Annotated in this window: 15 protein-coding genes; 7 read left to right on the top strand and 8 right to left on the bottom strand. The window is 73.0% G+C overall.

Annotation, left to right across the window (positions count from 1 at the left end):
- The first annotated feature begins 127 nt into the window (after nucleotides 1-127).
- From V7S47_RS02450 to V7S47_RS02430, 5 genes are all read left to right on the top strand, one after another.
- Complete coding sequence (locus V7S47_RS02450) at nucleotides 128-1,192, top strand: glycosyltransferase (RefSeq protein WP_336560090.1); 1,065 nt, start codon at nucleotides 128-130, stop codon at nucleotides 1,190-1,192.
- A gap of 49 nt (nucleotides 1,193-1,241) precedes the next feature.
- Complete coding sequence (locus V7S47_RS02445) at nucleotides 1,242-4,067, top strand: helix-turn-helix transcriptional regulator (protein WP_336560089.1); 2,826 nt, start codon at nucleotides 1,242-1,244, stop codon at nucleotides 4,065-4,067.
- Between the two features lie 142 nt (nucleotides 4,068-4,209).
- The gene (locus V7S47_RS02440; RefSeq protein WP_090850060.1) at nucleotides 4,210-4,914 is read left to right on the top strand and encodes a succinate dehydrogenase cytochrome b subunit; all 705 of its coding nucleotides are present in this window, start codon (nucleotides 4,210-4,212) and stop codon (nucleotides 4,912-4,914) included.
- A gap of 21 nt (nucleotides 4,915-4,935) precedes the next feature.
- A complete protein-coding gene (locus V7S47_RS02435) occupies nucleotides 4,936-6,957 on the top strand; it encodes a fumarate reductase/succinate dehydrogenase flavoprotein subunit (RefSeq protein WP_336560088.1) in 2,022 nt (673 codons plus the stop codon).
- Nucleotides 6,957-7,700 (top strand): succinate dehydrogenase/fumarate reductase iron-sulfur subunit, encoded by a 744-nt coding sequence (locus V7S47_RS02430; protein ID WP_090850055.1) that lies wholly within the window; start codon nucleotides 6,957-6,959, stop codon nucleotides 7,698-7,700. The genes V7S47_RS02435 and V7S47_RS02430 overlap by 1 nt, the downstream gene beginning before the upstream one ends.
- A 96-nt stretch (nucleotides 7,701-7,796) precedes the next feature.
- Here V7S47_RS02430 and V7S47_RS02425 read toward each other — a convergent pair whose 3' ends face one another.
- The 4 genes from V7S47_RS02425 to trpS are packed head-to-tail and all read right to left on the bottom strand — an operon-like array spanning nucleotide 7,797 to nucleotide 10,677.
- Nucleotides 7,797-8,018: an SCO4848 family membrane protein gene (locus V7S47_RS02425; protein WP_336560087.1), complete on the bottom strand. Its 222-nt coding sequence runs from the start codon at nucleotides 8,016-8,018 to the stop codon at nucleotides 7,797-7,799.
- A complete protein-coding gene (locus tag V7S47_RS02420) occupies nucleotides 8,015-9,067 on the bottom strand; it encodes a YihY/virulence factor BrkB family protein (RefSeq protein ID WP_336560086.1) in 1,053 nt (350 codons plus the stop codon). The genes V7S47_RS02425 and V7S47_RS02420 overlap by 4 nt, the downstream gene beginning before the upstream one ends.
- A gap of 5 nt (nucleotides 9,068-9,072) precedes the next feature.
- Nucleotides 9,073-9,609, bottom strand: coding sequence for a 2'-5' RNA ligase family protein (locus V7S47_RS02415; protein WP_336560085.1), 537 nt, complete (start codon nucleotides 9,607-9,609; stop codon nucleotides 9,073-9,075).
- Nucleotides 9,610-9,618: 9 nt separating this feature from the next.
- Nucleotides 9,619-10,677 carry a tryptophan--tRNA ligase gene (gene trpS, locus V7S47_RS02410; protein WP_090850047.1) on the bottom strand — a complete coding sequence of 353 codons (1,059 nt, stop codon included), beginning with the start codon at nucleotides 10,675-10,677 and terminating at the stop codon, nucleotides 9,619-9,621.
- Between the two features lie 91 nt (nucleotides 10,678-10,768).
- Here trpS and V7S47_RS02405 point away from each other — a divergent pair, with 91 nt between their 5' ends.
- Nucleotides 10,769-11,404 carry a DUF4328 domain-containing protein gene (locus V7S47_RS02405; protein ID WP_336560084.1) on the top strand — a complete coding sequence of 212 codons (636 nt, stop codon included), beginning with the start codon at nucleotides 10,769-10,771 and terminating at the stop codon, nucleotides 11,402-11,404.
- A 41-nt stretch (nucleotides 11,405-11,445) separates the two neighbouring features.
- Complete coding sequence (locus V7S47_RS02400; RefSeq protein ID WP_336560083.1) at nucleotides 11,446-12,555, top strand: GNAT family N-acetyltransferase; 1,110 nt, start codon at nucleotides 11,446-11,448, stop codon at nucleotides 12,553-12,555.
- Nucleotides 12,556-12,680: 125 nt separating this feature from the next.
- Here V7S47_RS02400 and V7S47_RS02395 read toward each other — a convergent pair whose 3' ends face one another.
- Genes V7S47_RS02395 through V7S47_RS02380 form a run of 4 tightly spaced genes read right to left on the bottom strand, consistent with a single transcriptional unit; the run spans nucleotide 12,681 to nucleotide 15,538 of the window.
- Complete coding sequence (locus tag V7S47_RS02395; RefSeq protein ID WP_336560082.1) at nucleotides 12,681-13,928, bottom strand: MFS transporter; 1,248 nt, start codon at nucleotides 13,926-13,928, stop codon at nucleotides 12,681-12,683.
- 25 nt (nucleotides 13,929-13,953) lie between these two features.
- Nucleotides 13,954-14,736, bottom strand: a complete 783-nt coding sequence (locus V7S47_RS02390; protein WP_336560081.1) for an alpha/beta fold hydrolase — start codon at nucleotides 14,734-14,736, stop codon at nucleotides 13,954-13,956.
- Nucleotides 14,737-14,747: 11 nt separating this feature from the next.
- A complete protein-coding gene (locus V7S47_RS02385) occupies nucleotides 14,748-15,419 on the bottom strand; it encodes a DUF4184 family protein (RefSeq protein WP_336560080.1) in 672 nt (223 codons plus the stop codon).
- The gene (locus V7S47_RS02380) at nucleotides 15,389-15,538 is read right to left on the bottom strand and encodes a DUF4184 family protein (protein ID WP_336560079.1); all 150 of its coding nucleotides are present in this window, start codon (nucleotides 15,536-15,538) and stop codon (nucleotides 15,389-15,391) included. The genes V7S47_RS02385 and V7S47_RS02380 overlap by 31 nt, the downstream gene beginning before the upstream one ends.
- Between the last annotated feature and the right edge of the window lie 24 nt (nucleotides 15,539-15,562).

The raw sequence follows: 15,562 nt of genomic DNA, 5'->3' as shown, positions 1-15,562 counted from the left end.
CAATCAGCACAAGTCGAGTCAGGTTACTTCTCGGGGGTGCCCGGCCGACGCGGGCACGCCGGGCGGATTCACGCGACGTCCACCCGCACGCCACCGGGCCGACGGACGGCGGGGCGAGGGTGGGCCCATGAGGATCGCGCTCGTCACCGAGACGTTCTACCCGGCCGTGGACGGCGCCACGACGACGGTGAAGGCGGTCGCCGACCGGCTCATCGACACCGGCCACGACGTGCGGATCATCGCGCCCGGTCCGGGGCTGTCCTGCTACCGGCGCAGCGAGGTGGTCCGTCTACGGCCGCTCGACAAGCCCGGCGGGCAGGTGCGGGACGCGCTGGCGTCGTACCGCCCGGACGTCGTGCACGTGACCAGCCCCGGCACCGTCGGCCGCAAGGCGCTCAAGCACGCCGCCCGGCTGGGCATCCCCAGCGTCGTCGTCCAGCAGGCGCCGGTCCCCGACCTGACCGCCGACTACTGGCGGGCCAAGGTCGCCGACCGCGCCGGGCGGGTCCTCGTCACCGCGCCCTGGATGGTCGACCGGGTCGCCGCGCTCGGCGTCGAGGCGGTGCTCTGGGAGCCCGGCGTCGACACCGACGCGTTCACGCCCGCGCTGCGCGACGCCTGGCTGCACGGGTCCTGGTCGCGGTCCCGCTCGAAGCAGGGCCCCCTCGTCACCGTCGGGTACGTCGGCGGCCTCCACCGCCGCCACGGCGTACGACGGCTGCCGGAGCTGAACGCGGTCGCCGGGATCCGGCCGGTCGTCATCGGCGCCGGCCCGCAGCGCGACTGGCTCCGGTCGCGGATGCCGCAGGCCAAGCTGACCGGTGCGCTGGAGACGGGCGACCTCACGGTCGCGCTGGCCACCCTCGACGTGCTGGTCCACCCCGGCACCGAGGAGACCTGCTGCCACGCGCTGCGCGAGGCCGCGGCGAGCGGGGTCCCCGTGGTGGCGCCGCGGGCCGGCGGCGCGCGCGACGTCGTACGTCCGCTGGAGACCGGGCTGCTCTACGACCCCGAGGACCCGCACGGCCTGGTCCGCGCGGTCCGGGCGGTGACCGCCGACCGGCAGCGCGCGCTGCTCGGCGCCCGGGCCCGCGAGCTGGCCACCCGGGACTGGCGGCAGGCCGTCGACGAGCTGGTGGAGCGGCACTACGGCGTCTTCAGCGGCCGGGAGATTCGCCCCACGACCCGGTAGTCGCGCCCTATGCTTCGCGCGTGCGGGACGACGCGAGGACCGGGGCGCGATGAGCTCCGCCGCGGACATCCTCGAGCGTGAGAGCGAGCTCGACCGGCTCGCCGCGGCGCTGGCGTCCGCCGCCACCGGGTCCGGTCAGGTGGTGGTGATCGAGGGCGAGGCCGGGATCGGCAAGACCCGGCTGGTGCGCGCGGCGCGCGAGCTGGCCCGGGCGCGCGGGTTCGGGCGGCTGCAGGCGACCGGCGACGAGGCCGAGACCGCGGTCGCGTGGGGCGTCGTACGCCAGATGGTGGAGCGGTCGGTCTCCCGCTACTCCGGCGAGGTCCGCGACGCGATCCTGGCCGGGCCGGCCGGCGCCGCGCTGCGCGCCCTCGACGTCGCGCCCGACGGGCCGGGCGCCACCGACGCCGAGGTGGCCCGCACCCTGCACGCCCTGTGGTGGGTGGCCGTCGACCTGTCCGCCACCCGCCCTCTCCTCATCACCGTGGACGACGCGCAGTGGTCCGACCAGCCGTCGCTGCGCTTCCTCAGCTACCTGTCCCGCCGGGTGGCCGACCTGCCCATCGCCCTGGTGGTCGCGACCCGCCCGCCGTCGGGCGGCACCGGCCCGCTCACCGAGCTGACCGTGTCGCGCCAGGCCGAACGGCTGCTGCCCGGACCCCTGACGCCGGCCGCGGTGGCGGCCTTCAGCACCCCCGCTGGCGTCTCGCCGTGCCCGCCCGTCGTCGCGGCGATGCACGCGGCGTGCGGGGGCAACCCGTTCCTGACCGGCGCGCTGCTCGACGAGCTGGTGAGCAGCGGACACGACGTCACCGACCCGGCGGCCGCCGCGGTCGTGGCCGGCCTCGGGCCCAGCACCGTCTCGCGCGCGATGCTCAGCCGGCTCAGCGAGGAGGCGCTCGCGGTCGCCGGGGCGGCCGCGGTGCTCGGCACCGGCGCGAGTCCCTGGCTGGCGGGCCGGGTGGCCGCCGTCCCCGACGACGCGCTGCCGCAGGCGGTGGCCTCGCTGGTCCGCGACAACGTGGTGGTGGAGGGCGCCGAGGGCCTCGTCTTCGTGCACCCCGTGATCCGCGAGGCGACGGTCGCCGCGCTCGGCCCGCTCACCGCCGCGGCCATGCACGCCCGGGCCGCGGTCGAGTTGCACGCGCGCCAGGCCCCGCCGGCCCAGCTGGCCACGCACCTGCTCGCCGCGCCGGCCGGCACCCTTCCCGACGGGCCGGACCTGCTGGCCCGAGCGGCCGCCGGCTCCCTCGCCGCGGGCGACACCCGTACGGCGATCGCCTGCCTGGAGCGCGCGCTCCACGAGCGACCCGGCGACCCGGTGCTGCGCGAGCGGCTCGGCCGGGCGCTGCTGCTGGCGGGCGACGCCGTGGCCGCGCGCGACCACCTGCTCGCCGCCGCCGCAGCGGTCGCCGACCCCCGCGAGCGCGCCGACCTGCTGGCCACCGCCAGCCGGGGCACCCTCGACGCCGACGGCCCGGCGGCCGCGACCGAGGAGTTGGAGCGGGCGCTCGCCGACTGGCCGCCGGTCGAGGACGAGCCGGCCCGGCTGGTGCTCGAGGCCCGGCTCGGGGTCACCCGGTCCTTCGTCCCCGCCCAGCGCCGGGTCGCCGACCGGCACCTGGCCGGGTTCACCGACCTCGCGGGCGACACCCCCGAGGAGCGGACCCTGCTCGCGCTGCTCGCCCAGCGCGGCCGCTACCGCAACGACCCGCACCTGGCGACGGCCGAGTTCGCCCGTCGGGCGCTCCGCCACGGGGCGCTCTTCGACGACGCCGCCCGCGGCGGCGGCCTCGTCGGCTGGGTGCTGGCGATGATGTCGTTCATCTCCGCCGATGCCCTTCCCGAGGCCCGCGCCGAGATCGACCGCGCGCGGCTGCGGGTGGTCCGCGGCGGCTCGCCCGTCGACTTCGCGATGGTCGCCAACGCGGCCTGCCTCGCGGCCTGGCGCTCCGGCGACGTGCGGACCACCGAGGCGGAGGCCGACGCGATCCTGGCCGCCGTCGAGCACGAGCCGCCGTCGCCCGAGGTGGTCTCGCTGCGGGCCACCGCGGCCAACCTCGGCGGGTACGCCGCCCTCGAGCGCCGCGACCTCGAGGCGGTCCGCACCCTGCTCGCGTCGTACGACGACCACACCGGCGGGTTGCGCGTGATGCCGGCGATCTGGCTGCACGAGCTGCGGGCCCGGGTCAGCCTCGCCTCCGGCGACCCGCACGCCGCTCTCCAACAGCTCGATCGGCTGCGCCGCGAGGCCGCCGACGCCGACGTCGACCCGGCCGCGCTGGCCTGGCGGCTGCCCGCCGCGATCGCCCACTGGCGCCTCGGCGACGCGGCGAGCGCCCGGGCCCGGCTGGCCGAGCAGGCCGCGCTCGCCCGTCGCTGGGGCAGTCCCACGGACGTGGGCGCCGCCATCCGCGTCGCGGCCCGCTTCGAGGAGGACGCGGCCGCGCGGGCGGGGCTGCTCGCGGAGGCGGTCGCCGTCCTCGGGGGCGCGGCCGACCGGTTGGAGCATGCCAAGGCGATGGTCGACCTCGCCGAGACCTGGCGGGCGCTGGGTCGTCGTACCGAGTCGCGCGAGCTGCTCGGCCCGGCCACCGAGCTGGCCGCGGCCTGCGGCTCGCCGTGGGTGCGCCAGCGCTGCGGCGCCGCACTGGAGGCGCTCGGCGACCGGCCACGCCGCGTCGTCGCCCCGGGCCCCGACTCGCTGACGGCGAGCGAGCGCCGGGTCGCCGGCCTCGCCGTCGTCGGGCACAGCAACCGCGACATCGCGCACGAGCTGTTCGTCTCGCCGAAGACCGTCGAGAACCACTTGGGTCGGGTCTACACCAAGCTCGGGATCAGCTCGCGGCGCGAGCTGGCGAGCGCGCTGGGCTGACGGGACCGGGCGCTCGGCTTGGCAGGCCACCCGAACCATGGTTAGGCTTCCCTAAGTTTTGCCACCCGAGAGGTTTCGTAGCGGTGTTTGTCACACCGCCTGCCCGTCCCCGCGCGCACGCTGGGCGGTAGCGTGGTCGCTCGTGGCAACCCCGACACTCGTCAAGGGAGCGCGCTCGACCCGCTCCACGATCGCCCTGAAGCTGGCCATGGCCGTCAGCGGACTGATCTTCATCGGCTACGTGCTGGCGCACATGTACGGCAACCTGAAGGCTTTCTCGGGTGAGGAGGCGTTCAACGAGTACGCGCACCACATCCGCGAGATCGGCGAGCCGATCCTCCCGCACGCCGGTGCTCTCTGGATCTTCCGCGTCGTGCTGCTGCTCGCCCTGGTCGTGCACGTGGCCTCGGCCGTCGCGCTGTGGCGCCGCGCCAGCAAGGCCCGCACCCAGAAGTACGCCGTCAAGAAGAACATCCGGTCGTCGCTGTCCTCGCGGACGATGCGCTGGGGCGGCCTGACGCTGCTGCTCTTCATCGTGTGGCACCTGCTCCACTTCACGATCGTCAAGGTCGACGTCAGCACCGGCGACACCGGCAGCGACAACCCGTACCGCCTGCTCGTCGACTCCTTCGACGTGTGGTGGATGACGGTGATCTACCTCGTCGCCATGCTCGCCCTGGCCATGCACCTGCACCACGGCATGTTCAGCGCCATCCAGACGCTCGGCTTCACCAACACGGCGAAGTCCCGGGCCCGGGCGCGCGAGGCCGGCTGGATCCTCGCCGTGGTCGTCGCCGGCGGCTTCTCGTTGGTCCCGATCTTCACGCTCTTCGGCGTCATCTCCTAGGAAACGGAAGCGATCGCACTCATGGCAGCCACCGATCCGTCGCACACCACGCCCCTGAACTCGGCGCCGACGCAGATCTCCGACGACGCCCGCGGCTACTACACGCCCGGCGAGCCGCTCGTCGACCCCGTCGCGCCGACCGGCCCGATCGGGCAGCGCTGGACCCAGCGCAAGTTCGACAACCGCCTGGTCAACCCGGCCAACCGTCGCAAGCTCGACGTGATCATCGTCGGCACCGGCCTCGCCGGCGGCGCGGCCGCCGCCACGATGGGCGAGGCCGGCTACAACGTGAAGTCCTTCTGCTACCAGGACTCCCCGCGCCGGGCCCACTCGATCGCCGCCCAGGGCGGCATCAACGCGGCCAAGAACTACAAGGAGGACGGCGACTCGACGTTCCGTCTCTTCTACGACACCGTCAAGGGCGGCGACTACCGCTCGCGCGAGTCGAACGTCTACCGGCTGGCCGAGGTCAGCGCCGACATCATCGACCAGTGCGTGGCCCAGGGCGTCCCCTTCGCCCGTGAGTACGGCGGCCTCCTCGACAACCGCTCCTTCGGCGGTGTGCAGGTCTCCCGCACGTTCTACGCCCGCGGCCAGACGGGACAGCAGCTGCTGATCGGCGCCTACCAGGCCATGGAGCGCCAGGTCGCGGCCGGCACGGTCACCGAGTACACCCGCCACGAGATGCTCGAGGTCATCGTGGTCGACGGCAAGGCCCGCGGGATCATCGCCCGCGACCTGGTCACCGGCGAGATCGAGACCCACCTCGCGGACGTCGTCGTCCTCGCCACCGGCGGCTACGGCAACGTCTTCTTCCTCTCCACCAACGCGATGGGGTCCAACGTCACCGCTGCGTGGCGCGCGCACCGCAAGGGCGCCTACATGGCCAACCCCTGCTACACGCAGATCCACCCGACCTGCATCCCCGTCTCCGGCGACCACCAGTCGAAGTTGACGCTGATGTCGGAGTCGCTGCGCAACGACGGCCGCATCTGGGTGCCGAAGAACAAGGAGGACTGCGACAAGGACCCGCGGGACATCCCCGAGGAGGACCGCGACTACTACCTGGAGCGGATCTACCCGTCCTTCGGCAACCTGGTCCCCCGCGACATCGCGTCCCGCCAGGCCAAGAACGTCTGCGACGAGGGCCGCGGCGTCGGCCCGATGGTCGGCGACTTCCGCCGCGGGGTCTACCTCGACTTCGCCGACGCCATCGCCCGCCTGGGCGAGGACGGCATCCGGGAGAAGTACGACAACCTCTTCGACATGTACGCCCGGATCACCGGCGAGAACCCGTACGAGACGCCGATGCGGATCTACCCCGCGGTGCACTACGTCATGGGCGGCCTGTGGGTCGACTACCACCTGCAGTCGAGCATCCCCGGCCTGTTCGTGACCGGCGAGGCCAACTTCTCCGACCACGGCGCCAACCGCCTCGGCGCCTCGGCGCTGATGCAGGGTCTGGCCGACGGCTACTTCGTGCTCCCGAACACCATCCGCGACTACCTCGCCGACGGCCCGTTCGAGAAGATCACCGAGGACCACCCGGCCGTCGTCGAGGCCCGCACGCAGGTCGAGGAGCGGGTCACCAAGTTCCTCTCCATCAACGGCACCCGCAGCGCCGACTCCTTCCACAAGGAGCTCGGCCACATCATGTGGGAGTACTGCGGCATGGAGCGCTCCGAGGACGGCCTGCGCAAGGCCATCGACATGATCCGCGAGCTGAAGGCGGCCTTCTGGTCCGACCTGAAGGTGCTCGGCACGGCCGACAGCCTCAACCAGAGCCTGGAGAAGGCCGGCCGCGTCGCCGACTTCATCGAGCTCGGCGAGCTGATGTGCATCGACGCGCTGAACCGGCGCGAGTCCTGCGGTGGCCACTTCCGCGCGGAGTCGCAGACCGAGGACGGCGAGGCGCTGCGCCACGACGAGGAGTTCGCGTACGTCGCGGCCTGGGAGTGGGGCGGCGAGGGCGGCGACCCGGTGCTGCACAAGGAAGACCTGATCTACACCGCCATCGAGATGAAGCAGCGGAGCTACAAGTAATGGACCTGACTCTCAACATCTGGCGACAGCCCGACGCCGTCACCCACGGTGCCCTGCACACCTACCAGCTGGCCGGCATCTCCGAGGACATGAGCTTCCTGGAGATGCTCGACGTCCTCAACGAGCAGCTGAACGCGGCCGGCGAGGACCCGGTGGCCTTCGACTCCGACTGTCGCGAGGGCATCTGCGGCACCTGCAGCCTGATGATCAACGGTCAGGCGCACGGCCCCGAGGTCACCACGACCTGCCAGCTGCACATGCGGTCGTTCAAGGACGGCGACACGATCACCGTCGAGCCGTGGCGTGCCGACGCGTTCCCGGTCCTGAAGGACCTGGTTACCGACCGCTCGGCCTTCGACCGGATCATCCAGTCGGGCGGCTACATCTCCGCCAACACCGGCTCGGCCCCCGAGGCCAACTCGGTCCCCGCGCCCCGCGACAAGGCGATGCGGGCGTTCAACGTCGCGACCTGCATCGGCTGCGGCGCCTGCGTGGCGGCCTGCCCCAACGGCTCCGCCTCGCTGTTCATGGGTGCCAAGATCACCCACCTCGGCGAGCTCCCACAGGGCCAGCCGGAGCGCTACACCCGCGTGGTCGACATGGTCGCCCAGCACGACGCCGAGGGCTTCGGCGGCTGCACCAACATCGGCGAGTGCACCGCCGCGTGCCCGAAGGAGATCCCGCTCGACGTGATCTCCCAGCTCAACAAGGACCTGCGCACCGCCATGAAGCAGGGCCGATAGCCCCACCGCGGGCGCCGAGTCAGCAGAAAGCGAGGGCCGAGTCAGCACTAGTAGTGCTGACTCGGCCCTTTCTGTTGACTCGGCGGTCTCCGGGGGTCAGCGGGGGGTGCGGAGGGCCTTGAGACCCAGGCGGCCGAGGACGACCCCGATGATCACGTTGACGACGATCAGCACGGTGTGGGCGACCCAGTAGCCGGTGGGCCGGTCCTCGCCCGAGGAGTGGGCGTTCCAGAGGTTGCGGGTGAAGGTGGCGTAGGTGACGAAGTTCCACACCGCCACCCCGACGAGCAGCCAGGCGTGCCGGCGTTCGAGCTTCACGAATCGTTCTCCCTGACCTTGTGGACCACGGCGGCGGCCGCGGCCCCCGCGACGGCGCCGGCGGCGAAGGCCGCCCGGCCGGTCGGCCGGCCGTCGTCCTCATTCTCCACCTCGTCGAGCGACGGCATCCGGGGGCCCTGCACCGGCTCGGGGGGTTCGACCCAGCGGGCCTCGCGCGCCTCCGGCGTCGTGTAGGCCCAGGCGGCGGCGTACAGGATCACCCGCGAGGTGTAGTTCATCCACACCACGAGGACGAGCGCGATCCCGAAGGCCTGGAAGGCCGGGTTGCCCTTCGTGGTGGCGAGCAGGACGCCGGACAGCTGCTTGAGGAGCTCGAAGACGACACCCCCCAGCAGCGCACCCGACCACAGCGACCCGCGAGGCACGTGCGGCTCGGCCAACAGCCGGAACATCAGGAAGAACAGCACCGCGTTGGCGCCCAGGCCGAGGACGATGCTGAGCACCCACACCAGCCAGCCCAGCTCGGTGCTCAGCCCGATCCAGCTCAGCACGTCACCCGAGAAGCGGGACACGAAGCCGGTGACCGCGACCGCGACCAGGAGCACGCTGCCGAGGACCACGAGCGCGATCAGGTCACGCAGCTTGCCGGCCACGAACCCGGGCTGCTCCTTGTCGGGCGTCTCGAAGGCCACCAGCAGGGCGTCGCGCAGGGCGGAGATCCAGCCCAGGCCCGAGTACAGGACGCCGAGGACGCCGACCACGGCCGTCCAGCCCGAGAAGGTGCGGATGTCCTCCAGCGAGATCTGGCCCTCGCCGTTGCCGACGATGCCGGGCACCACCGAGTTGATGGTGTTGGCGAGGTCGGGGTCGGGACCGTCGTACAGGCTGGAGAGCCGGCCCAGCACGAAGACCGCCAGGGCCAGCAGCGGGAAGAAGGACAGGAACGCGAAGTAGGTGACCGCACCCGCCTGCTGGGCAGCCTTCACCGAGCCGTAGTGCTCCTGCATGAGCACCGCGTGGTCGACGGCCGGACGCCGTCGGCGTACGTCGGCGACCTTCGCAGTGATGCGGTCCGTGATCGCCGGCATGGGGGCTACCGCCTCGTGGCAGGGGGGTCGGGCTCGGTCAGGGTGAACTCACTGGTGGGTTGCCAGCCGAGCGCCTCGTCATGCACGTAGAGGTGGAAGTCACCCACCGCGAACTCGCACTCGAAGTCCGCGAGCTCGCGGAAGGCCCGGTCGAGGCGGTCGTCGTCGAGGTGGTGGGCGATGGTGACGTGCGGGTGGTACGGGAAGTCCAGGGGTACGTCGAGCGGTCCCCGTCGTACGGCGGAGGCCAGCTGCTCGCACTGCGAGATCCCCTCCACCAGGGTCACGAAGACCACCGGCGAGACCGGCCGGAAGGTGCCGGTGCCGCGCAGGTGCACGGCGAAGCCGGCGAAGTCGTCCGCGACCTCCTGCAGGTGTCCCTCGACGGCGCGCAGCTCGTCGTCGCTGAGCTCGGTCGGCGGCACCAGGGTGATGTGGGTGGGGATCATCGTGGCCGTGAGGTCGCCCACGGCCGTGCGGTAGTCCTGGAGCTCGGTGGCCCAGGGCTCGGGGATCGCCACGGCCACACCGATGGTCGGCATGCCCCGACCCTACTGAGCCGGGGCGACGAACCCGACCCGCTGGTAGACGTCGCGCAGCGTCGCCTCGGCGACCTCGCCCGCACGCTCGGCACCCTGCTTCAGCACGGCGGTCAGGTGGGCCTGGTCGTCGAGCAGCTCCAGGGTCTTCTCGCGGAACGGCGTCACGAAGGTCACGACCGCGTCGGCGAGGTCCTTCTTCAGGTCGCCGTACCCCTTCCCGGCGTACTCCTCGGCGAGGTCGTGGACGCCGGTGCCGGTGAGCGCGGAGAAGATCGTCAGCAGGTTGGAGACGCCCGGCTTGGCCTCGGGGTCGAAGCGGACCTCGGCCTCGGAGTCGGTCACCGCGGAGCGGATCTTCTTGGCGCTGACCTTGGGGTCGTCGAGCATCTCGATGATGCCGGCCGGCGAGGACGCCGACTTCGACATCTTGGCCGTGGGCTCCTGCAGGTCGGCGATCTTGGCCGTGGCCTTGAGGATGTACGGCTCGGGCAGCCGGAAGGTCTTCTTGTAGCGGTGGTTGAACCGCTGCGCGACGTCGCGGGTGAGCTCGAGGTGCTGGCGCTGGTCCTCGCCGACCGGGACGTAGTGCGGCCGGTAGAGCAGGATGTCGGCCGCCTGCAGGATCGGGTAGGTGAACAGGCCGACGCTCGCGGCCCCCTCCCCGCCCTTGGCCGACTTGTCCTTGAACTGGGTCATCCGGCGGGCCTCGCCGAAGCCGGTGAGGCACTGCAGCACCCAGGACAGCTGCGGGTGGGCCGGCACCTGCGACTGGATGAAGATCGACGAGCGGGCGGGGTCGATGCCCATCGCCAGCAGCTGGGCGGCCGCGCGCAGGGTCCGCTCGCGGAGCACCTTCGGGTCCTGCTCGACGGTGATCGCGTGCAGGTCGGCGATGAAGAAGAACGGCTCGTGGTCGCGCTGCAGGTCCACCCACTGACGCAGCGCGCCGAGGTAGTTGCCGAAGTGGAACGAGTCGGCCGTGGGCTGGATGCCGGAGAGCACGCGCGGCCGGGCACCGCCCGACGCCTGCGTGGGCACGGCGACGTCCGGCTGGGTGGTGGTGGACATGGCAGGCATTCTCCCCGATCCCGCCCCCCGGGTCGCGAACGGCCCCTACGCTGACGCCTCCCCCGTCCCAGCACGACCGCCGGAGCCCCCCGTGAGCAACCCTTACCAGCCGCCGACGCCGTACGGCGAGCCGTACCCGGCGCAGCCGTACGCCGAGCCGCTGCCCGCCCTGTACGCCGGGCGGCTGAGTGCCCCGACCGGGCTCGCCGCGGCGACGATCACGCTGGCCGTCGTCCTGACCCTGCTGCAGCTGGCGACGACGGCGCTGCAGCTCACGACGAACGACGTCGAGGACGACCGGATCCCGGTGCTGCTGGCCCTGGGGCTGACCGCCGTGCTCACCTCGCCGGCGCTGGTCGCCGCCTGGGTCGTGACCGCGTGGTGGCTGCACGTCTGCCGCTCGAACGTCGACCAGATCGGGCCACCGATGACGCACGCGCGGAGCCCGGTGTGGGTGTGGCTCGGCTGGGTCGTGCCCGTGGTGAGCTTCTGGTTCCCCTACCAGCTCGTGCGCGACGTGCAGGACGCCGGACGCCGGGAGCGGCGGGCGACCCCGCTGGGCCTGTGGTGGACCGGTTGGATCGTCTACCTGGTGTTCTCGCAGCCGGACAGCTCGGCGGTCGCGGCGGTCATCGCCTCCGCCGGCCTGCTGACGGCGCTGGTGCCCTGGATCCTGCTCGTGCGTCGCCTGACCGAGGACCAACGCCGCCTCGTGCAGCTGCGTTAACGCAGTTGCCCGGTCCGAGCCGGCCGGGAGATGGTGCGGTCATGCGCACCGCCCCGACGCTCACCGACGGCGCCGTCACGCTCCGCGCGCACCGCCCCGCGGACGCCGAGGGCTCATGGGAGCAGTCCCAGGACCCACTCTCGCAGCGCTGGACGACGGTGCCGGTGCCCTACGACATGACCGACGCCACGACGTTCGTCGGCGAGGTCATGCCACGGGGCTGGGCCGACGGCTCGGAGTGGGGCTTCGCGATCGAGTACGACGGCCGATACGCCGGCACCGTCTCGCTGCGCGACCAGGGCAGCGCCCGGGCGGAGATCGCCTACGGCTCGCACCCCGCCGTCCGCGGGACCGGCGTGGTCGAGCGGGCGCTCCGGCTGCTGCTCGAGTGGGGCTTCGCCGAGCAGCGGCTCGAGACGGTGCTGTGGATGGCGCACACCGGCAACTGGGCCTCTCGTCGAGTCGCGTGGCGGCTCGGCTTCTCCTGCGACGGGACCCTGCGGCAGTGGGCGCCGCAGCGTGGTGAGCTGCGCGACGTCTGGATCGGCACCCTGCACCGCGGGGAGCCGCGCGAGCCGCGGACGACCTGGCTGGCCTGCCCGGTGGTCGAGGCGTACGGCGTACGCCTGCGGCCGATCGTCGCCGCCGACGCCCCGCGGATCCAGGAGGCGTGCAGCGACGAGCGCACCCAGCGCTGGCTCGGCCAGCTGGCGTCGCCGTACACGCGGGCGGACGCCGAGGCGTACGTCGAGTCGCGCACGGCGATGCTGGCCGACGCCCGGGGCGAGACCTGGGCGGTCACCGAGCCGGGCGACGACCGGATCCTCGGCAGCGTCGGCTGGTTCGACCACCGGCCGGGCGTGGGGTGCGAGATCGGCTACTGGGCCCACCCCGACGCCCGCGGCCGCGGCGTCACCACGCGGGCGCTGGCTGCCGTGACCGACCACGTCATCGCCACCCTCGGCGTCCCCCGCGTCACCTGCTTCGCCGCCGTCGGCAACACCGCGTCGCGCCACGTCATCGAGGCCAACGGCTTCCAGCAGTACGGCGTCGAGCGGCTCGGTGCCCTGGTCCGCGAGGGTCGCGCCGACCTGGCGCTCTACGACGTCCTCGCCGCCGACTGGCCCTCCCGCCGACCCGTCACTGGATGACCTGTTTCTGCGGCGTGTCGGTCAGCCGGTGACGGTTCGACCAGCGGACGCCGTACGCCGCTCAGCGACCCGTCGATCACGGATCGACACGCCGCGAAAAGGCGACATCGAGTGACGGGTCGCGGTCAGGCGTGGTCGCGGCGGTGGCTGGCCGCCGACCAGAGGAGGATGCCGATGCCGAGGACCGACAGGGCCGCGCCGACGAGGGCGGGCGAGCGGTAGCCGTAGCCGGCCGCGATCACCAGGCCGCCCAGCCAGGCGCCGAGCGCGTTGGCGGTGTTCAGCGCCGCGTGGTTCATCGCCGCGCCGAGGGTGACCGCGTCGCCGGCGACGTCCATCAGCCGCAGCTGCAGGTTGGTGACCAGGATCGAGCCGATGGCGGTGATCGAGAAGACCACCGGCAGCAGCCACCAGCCGTACGGCGCGACCGCCCAGAAGACCAGCATGATCACGGCCGAGCCGACGCCCGACCACAGCAGCGACCGGAAGACCGACCAGGCCGCGAGCTCGCCCGCGAGCCAGGTGCCGCCGACCATGCCGAGACCGAAGGCCAGCAGGAAGAACGGGACCGCGCCCTCGCTGAGGCCGGCGACGTCGGTGACCGTGGTGGCGATGTAGGAGTAGACGGCGAACAGCCCGCCGAATCCGATCGCGCCGGCGGCCATGGTCAGCCAGACCTGCTTGCGGCTGAAGAAGTCACGCGCCTCCTGGCGACCGGTGGCCTCCTTGTCGCCCGGCACCGACGGCACGAACAGCAGCACCAGGACCATCGTCAGCAGCGCGATGACCGAGGTCATCACGTACGCCGCGCGCCAGCCCATGGCCTGGCCGACCCAGGTCGCGGCCGGGACGCCGACCACGTTGGCGAAGGAGAGACCGAGCATCACGCTGGCCACCGCACGGCCGCGGTGCCGCGGCTCGGCCAGGCTGGCGGCGACCAGGCTGGCGACGCCGAAGTAGGCGCCGTGCGGCAGCCCGTCGAGGAACCGGGCCAGGGTGAGCAGGCCGTACCCGCTGGCGGCCGCGCTGAGCAGGTTGAACGCGCCGTACGCGCCCATCAGGCCGACCAGCAGGCCGCGTCGCGGCAGTCGCGCGGCGAAGAACGACAGGATCGGCACGCCGACGACGACCCCGAGCGCGTACGCCGAGATCACGTGGCCGGCCTTCGGCTCCGAGACCCCGATGCCCTCGGCGATCTGCGGGAGCAGCCCCATGGTCACGAACTCGGTGGTGCCGATCGCGAAGCCGCCGACGGCGAGCGCGAGCACGGCGAGCACGAACCTTCGGCCACCGAGCTCCGGGGTCGAGTCGGTGCTGGTGGCGGGCGCGGTCGTCGTCATGATCGCTTTCGGCTCGGAGTCGGGCGGACTCATCCTCCAACCTGGCCCCCGCGGGCACCTATTCCAGGAACTCCCGGACCAGCGGCGTGATGTCGGTCGCGGACTCCTCGAAGAACCCGTGCCGGCCACCCTCGTGCAGGTGCAGCAGCGCCCCCGGGATCCGCTCGGCGAGCAGCGGCGCGTTGGCGGTCGGCACCATCCGGTCGTCGGTGCCGTGCAGCACCAGGGTCGGCGCGGTGATCCGCGGCAGCAGGTCCCAGGCGTCGTGCCGGGCGCTGGCCCGCAGGTGGGCCCGGGTCTCGTCGGCGCTCATCGCCCGGTCGCCGAACAGCACGCTGTCCTCGGGCCGGTGCGGCCACGCGTCGGTGTAGAAGAGGTCGCGCAGCACCGCCCGGCGGTGGGCCGCGTCGGGGTGGGCCAGCTCCCGTCGTACGGCGGCGTCGCGCTCGTGGGCGTGTGCGCCGCCGGGCGAGGTGCAAGCGAGGACCAGCCGGTCGACCAGCTCCGGGTGCTCCCCCGCCAGCACCTGGGCGACCCGACCGCCCATCGACGTGCCGTAGACCGGGACCGGCCCGCCCACCAGATGCTCGACGACCGCGGCGGCGTCCGCGGCGAAGAGCCGCGTCGACCACTCCGTCACGGGACCGCGGCTGTCGCCGGTGCCGCGCTGGTCGAGGCTGATCGTGCGCCAGCGGTCCTCGAAGCCACCGCGCACGTGGTCCCACCAGTGGTGGTTGTTGGCCTGGCCGGCCAGCAGGAGCAGCGGTGGTCCCTCGGCGGGACCGGCGAGCTGGACGGCGATCCCGAAGCCGTCGGGCGTCGGGACGGTCAGGGTCTCCACGGTCGTCGAGGCTAGCCCTCGCGGACCGGGCGGGCGGAGGCCGCCCGGGCCAGCCGGGTCAGGTGCCAGACCGCGGCGTACCAGACGACGACCACGACGAGGGCGGCTCCGGCCTGGACCACCAACTCGCGGGCCAGGTGGTCGGCGAGGGCGGAGCGACTGAAGCCGCCGTACTCGTGCAGGTCGTCGGAGACCTGCCCGGCGACCTGGGCCACCCGGACGACGCCCCAGGCGAGCGGCAGCGCGAGCAGTGCGCCCAGGGCCGCCGTGCGGGTGCCGGGCGCGAGGAGGCGCCCGTCGGGCAGCGGGCGCGGGGCGGTGGTGCGCCACCAGTGCACGGCCCAGCCCAGCAGGACGAGCGCGCCCAGGACGTCGCTGATCAGGTTGAGGCGGGTCGACCAGCCGTAGCCGGCCGCATCGGCCGCCGCGTCCCACAGCAGGTGGGTCGCCGCCCCGACCGCCAGCGACACCACGATGAGGGCGGCGGCCCGCGGGCTGCGCCAGACGAGTCCGTCCGGCGACAGTCGACCCGCCACGGCAGGTGGCAGCAGCGCGACGAGCGGCCGGCGGAGCACGCCGTGGAACACGGCCAGGAGCACCAGCGCGATCGCCGGGTTCAGCCACAGCAGCGAGGACGCCGAGTGGGTCAGCGTCAGGTTGTAGTCGCCGCCGATCCACCGCAACGAGACGAGACGAAGTAGGGCAGGTCCGGAGCCACCGAGCCGAGGACGAGCGCGGACGGCACCAGCGGGGTGCGCACGAGCGGGAGGACGGCGGCGGGGTGGACGAGCGTGAACGGCACACCACGACGCTAGGTCACCGGCCG

It is taken from the genome of Nocardioides sp. CCNWLW216 (genome assembly GCF_037120545.1).
Taxonomy (GTDB): domain Bacteria; phylum Actinomycetota; class Actinomycetes; order Propionibacteriales; family Nocardioidaceae; genus Nocardioides; species Nocardioides lianchengensis.
The sequence above is the reverse complement of the archived record's forward strand: the minus strand, read 5'-3'. Positions and strand labels throughout refer to the sequence as shown.

Coding starts and splice junctions, on each gene's coding strand:
- V7S47_RS02450 (WP_336560090.1), top strand. CDS start 128: ATGAGGATCGCGCTCGTCACCGAGACGTTCTACCCGGCCGTGGACGGC.
- V7S47_RS02445 (WP_336560089.1), top strand. CDS start 1,242: ATGAGCTCCGCCGCGGACATCCTCGAGCGTGAGAGCGAGCTCGACCGG.
- V7S47_RS02435 (WP_336560088.1), top strand. CDS start 4,936: ATGGCAGCCACCGATCCGTCGCACACCACGCCCCTGAACTCGGCGCCG.
- V7S47_RS02430 (WP_090850055.1), top strand. CDS start 6,957: ATGGACCTGACTCTCAACATCTGGCGACAGCCCGACGCCGTCACCCAC.
- V7S47_RS02420 (WP_336560086.1), bottom strand. CDS start 9,067: ATGCCGGCGATCACGGACCGCATCACTGCGAAGGTCGCCGACGTACGC.
- V7S47_RS02415 (WP_336560085.1), bottom strand. CDS start 9,609: ATGCCGACCATCGGTGTGGCCGTGGCGATCCCCGAGCCCTGGGCCACC.
- trpS (WP_090850047.1), bottom strand. CDS start 10,677: ATGTCCACCACCACCCAGCCGGACGTCGCCGTGCCCACGCAGGCGTCG.
- V7S47_RS02400 (WP_336560083.1), top strand. CDS start 11,446: ATGCGCACCGCCCCGACGCTCACCGACGGCGCCGTCACGCTCCGCGCG.
- V7S47_RS02395 (WP_336560082.1), bottom strand. CDS start 13,928: ATGAGTCCGCCCGACTCCGAGCCGAAAGCGATCATGACGACGACCGCG.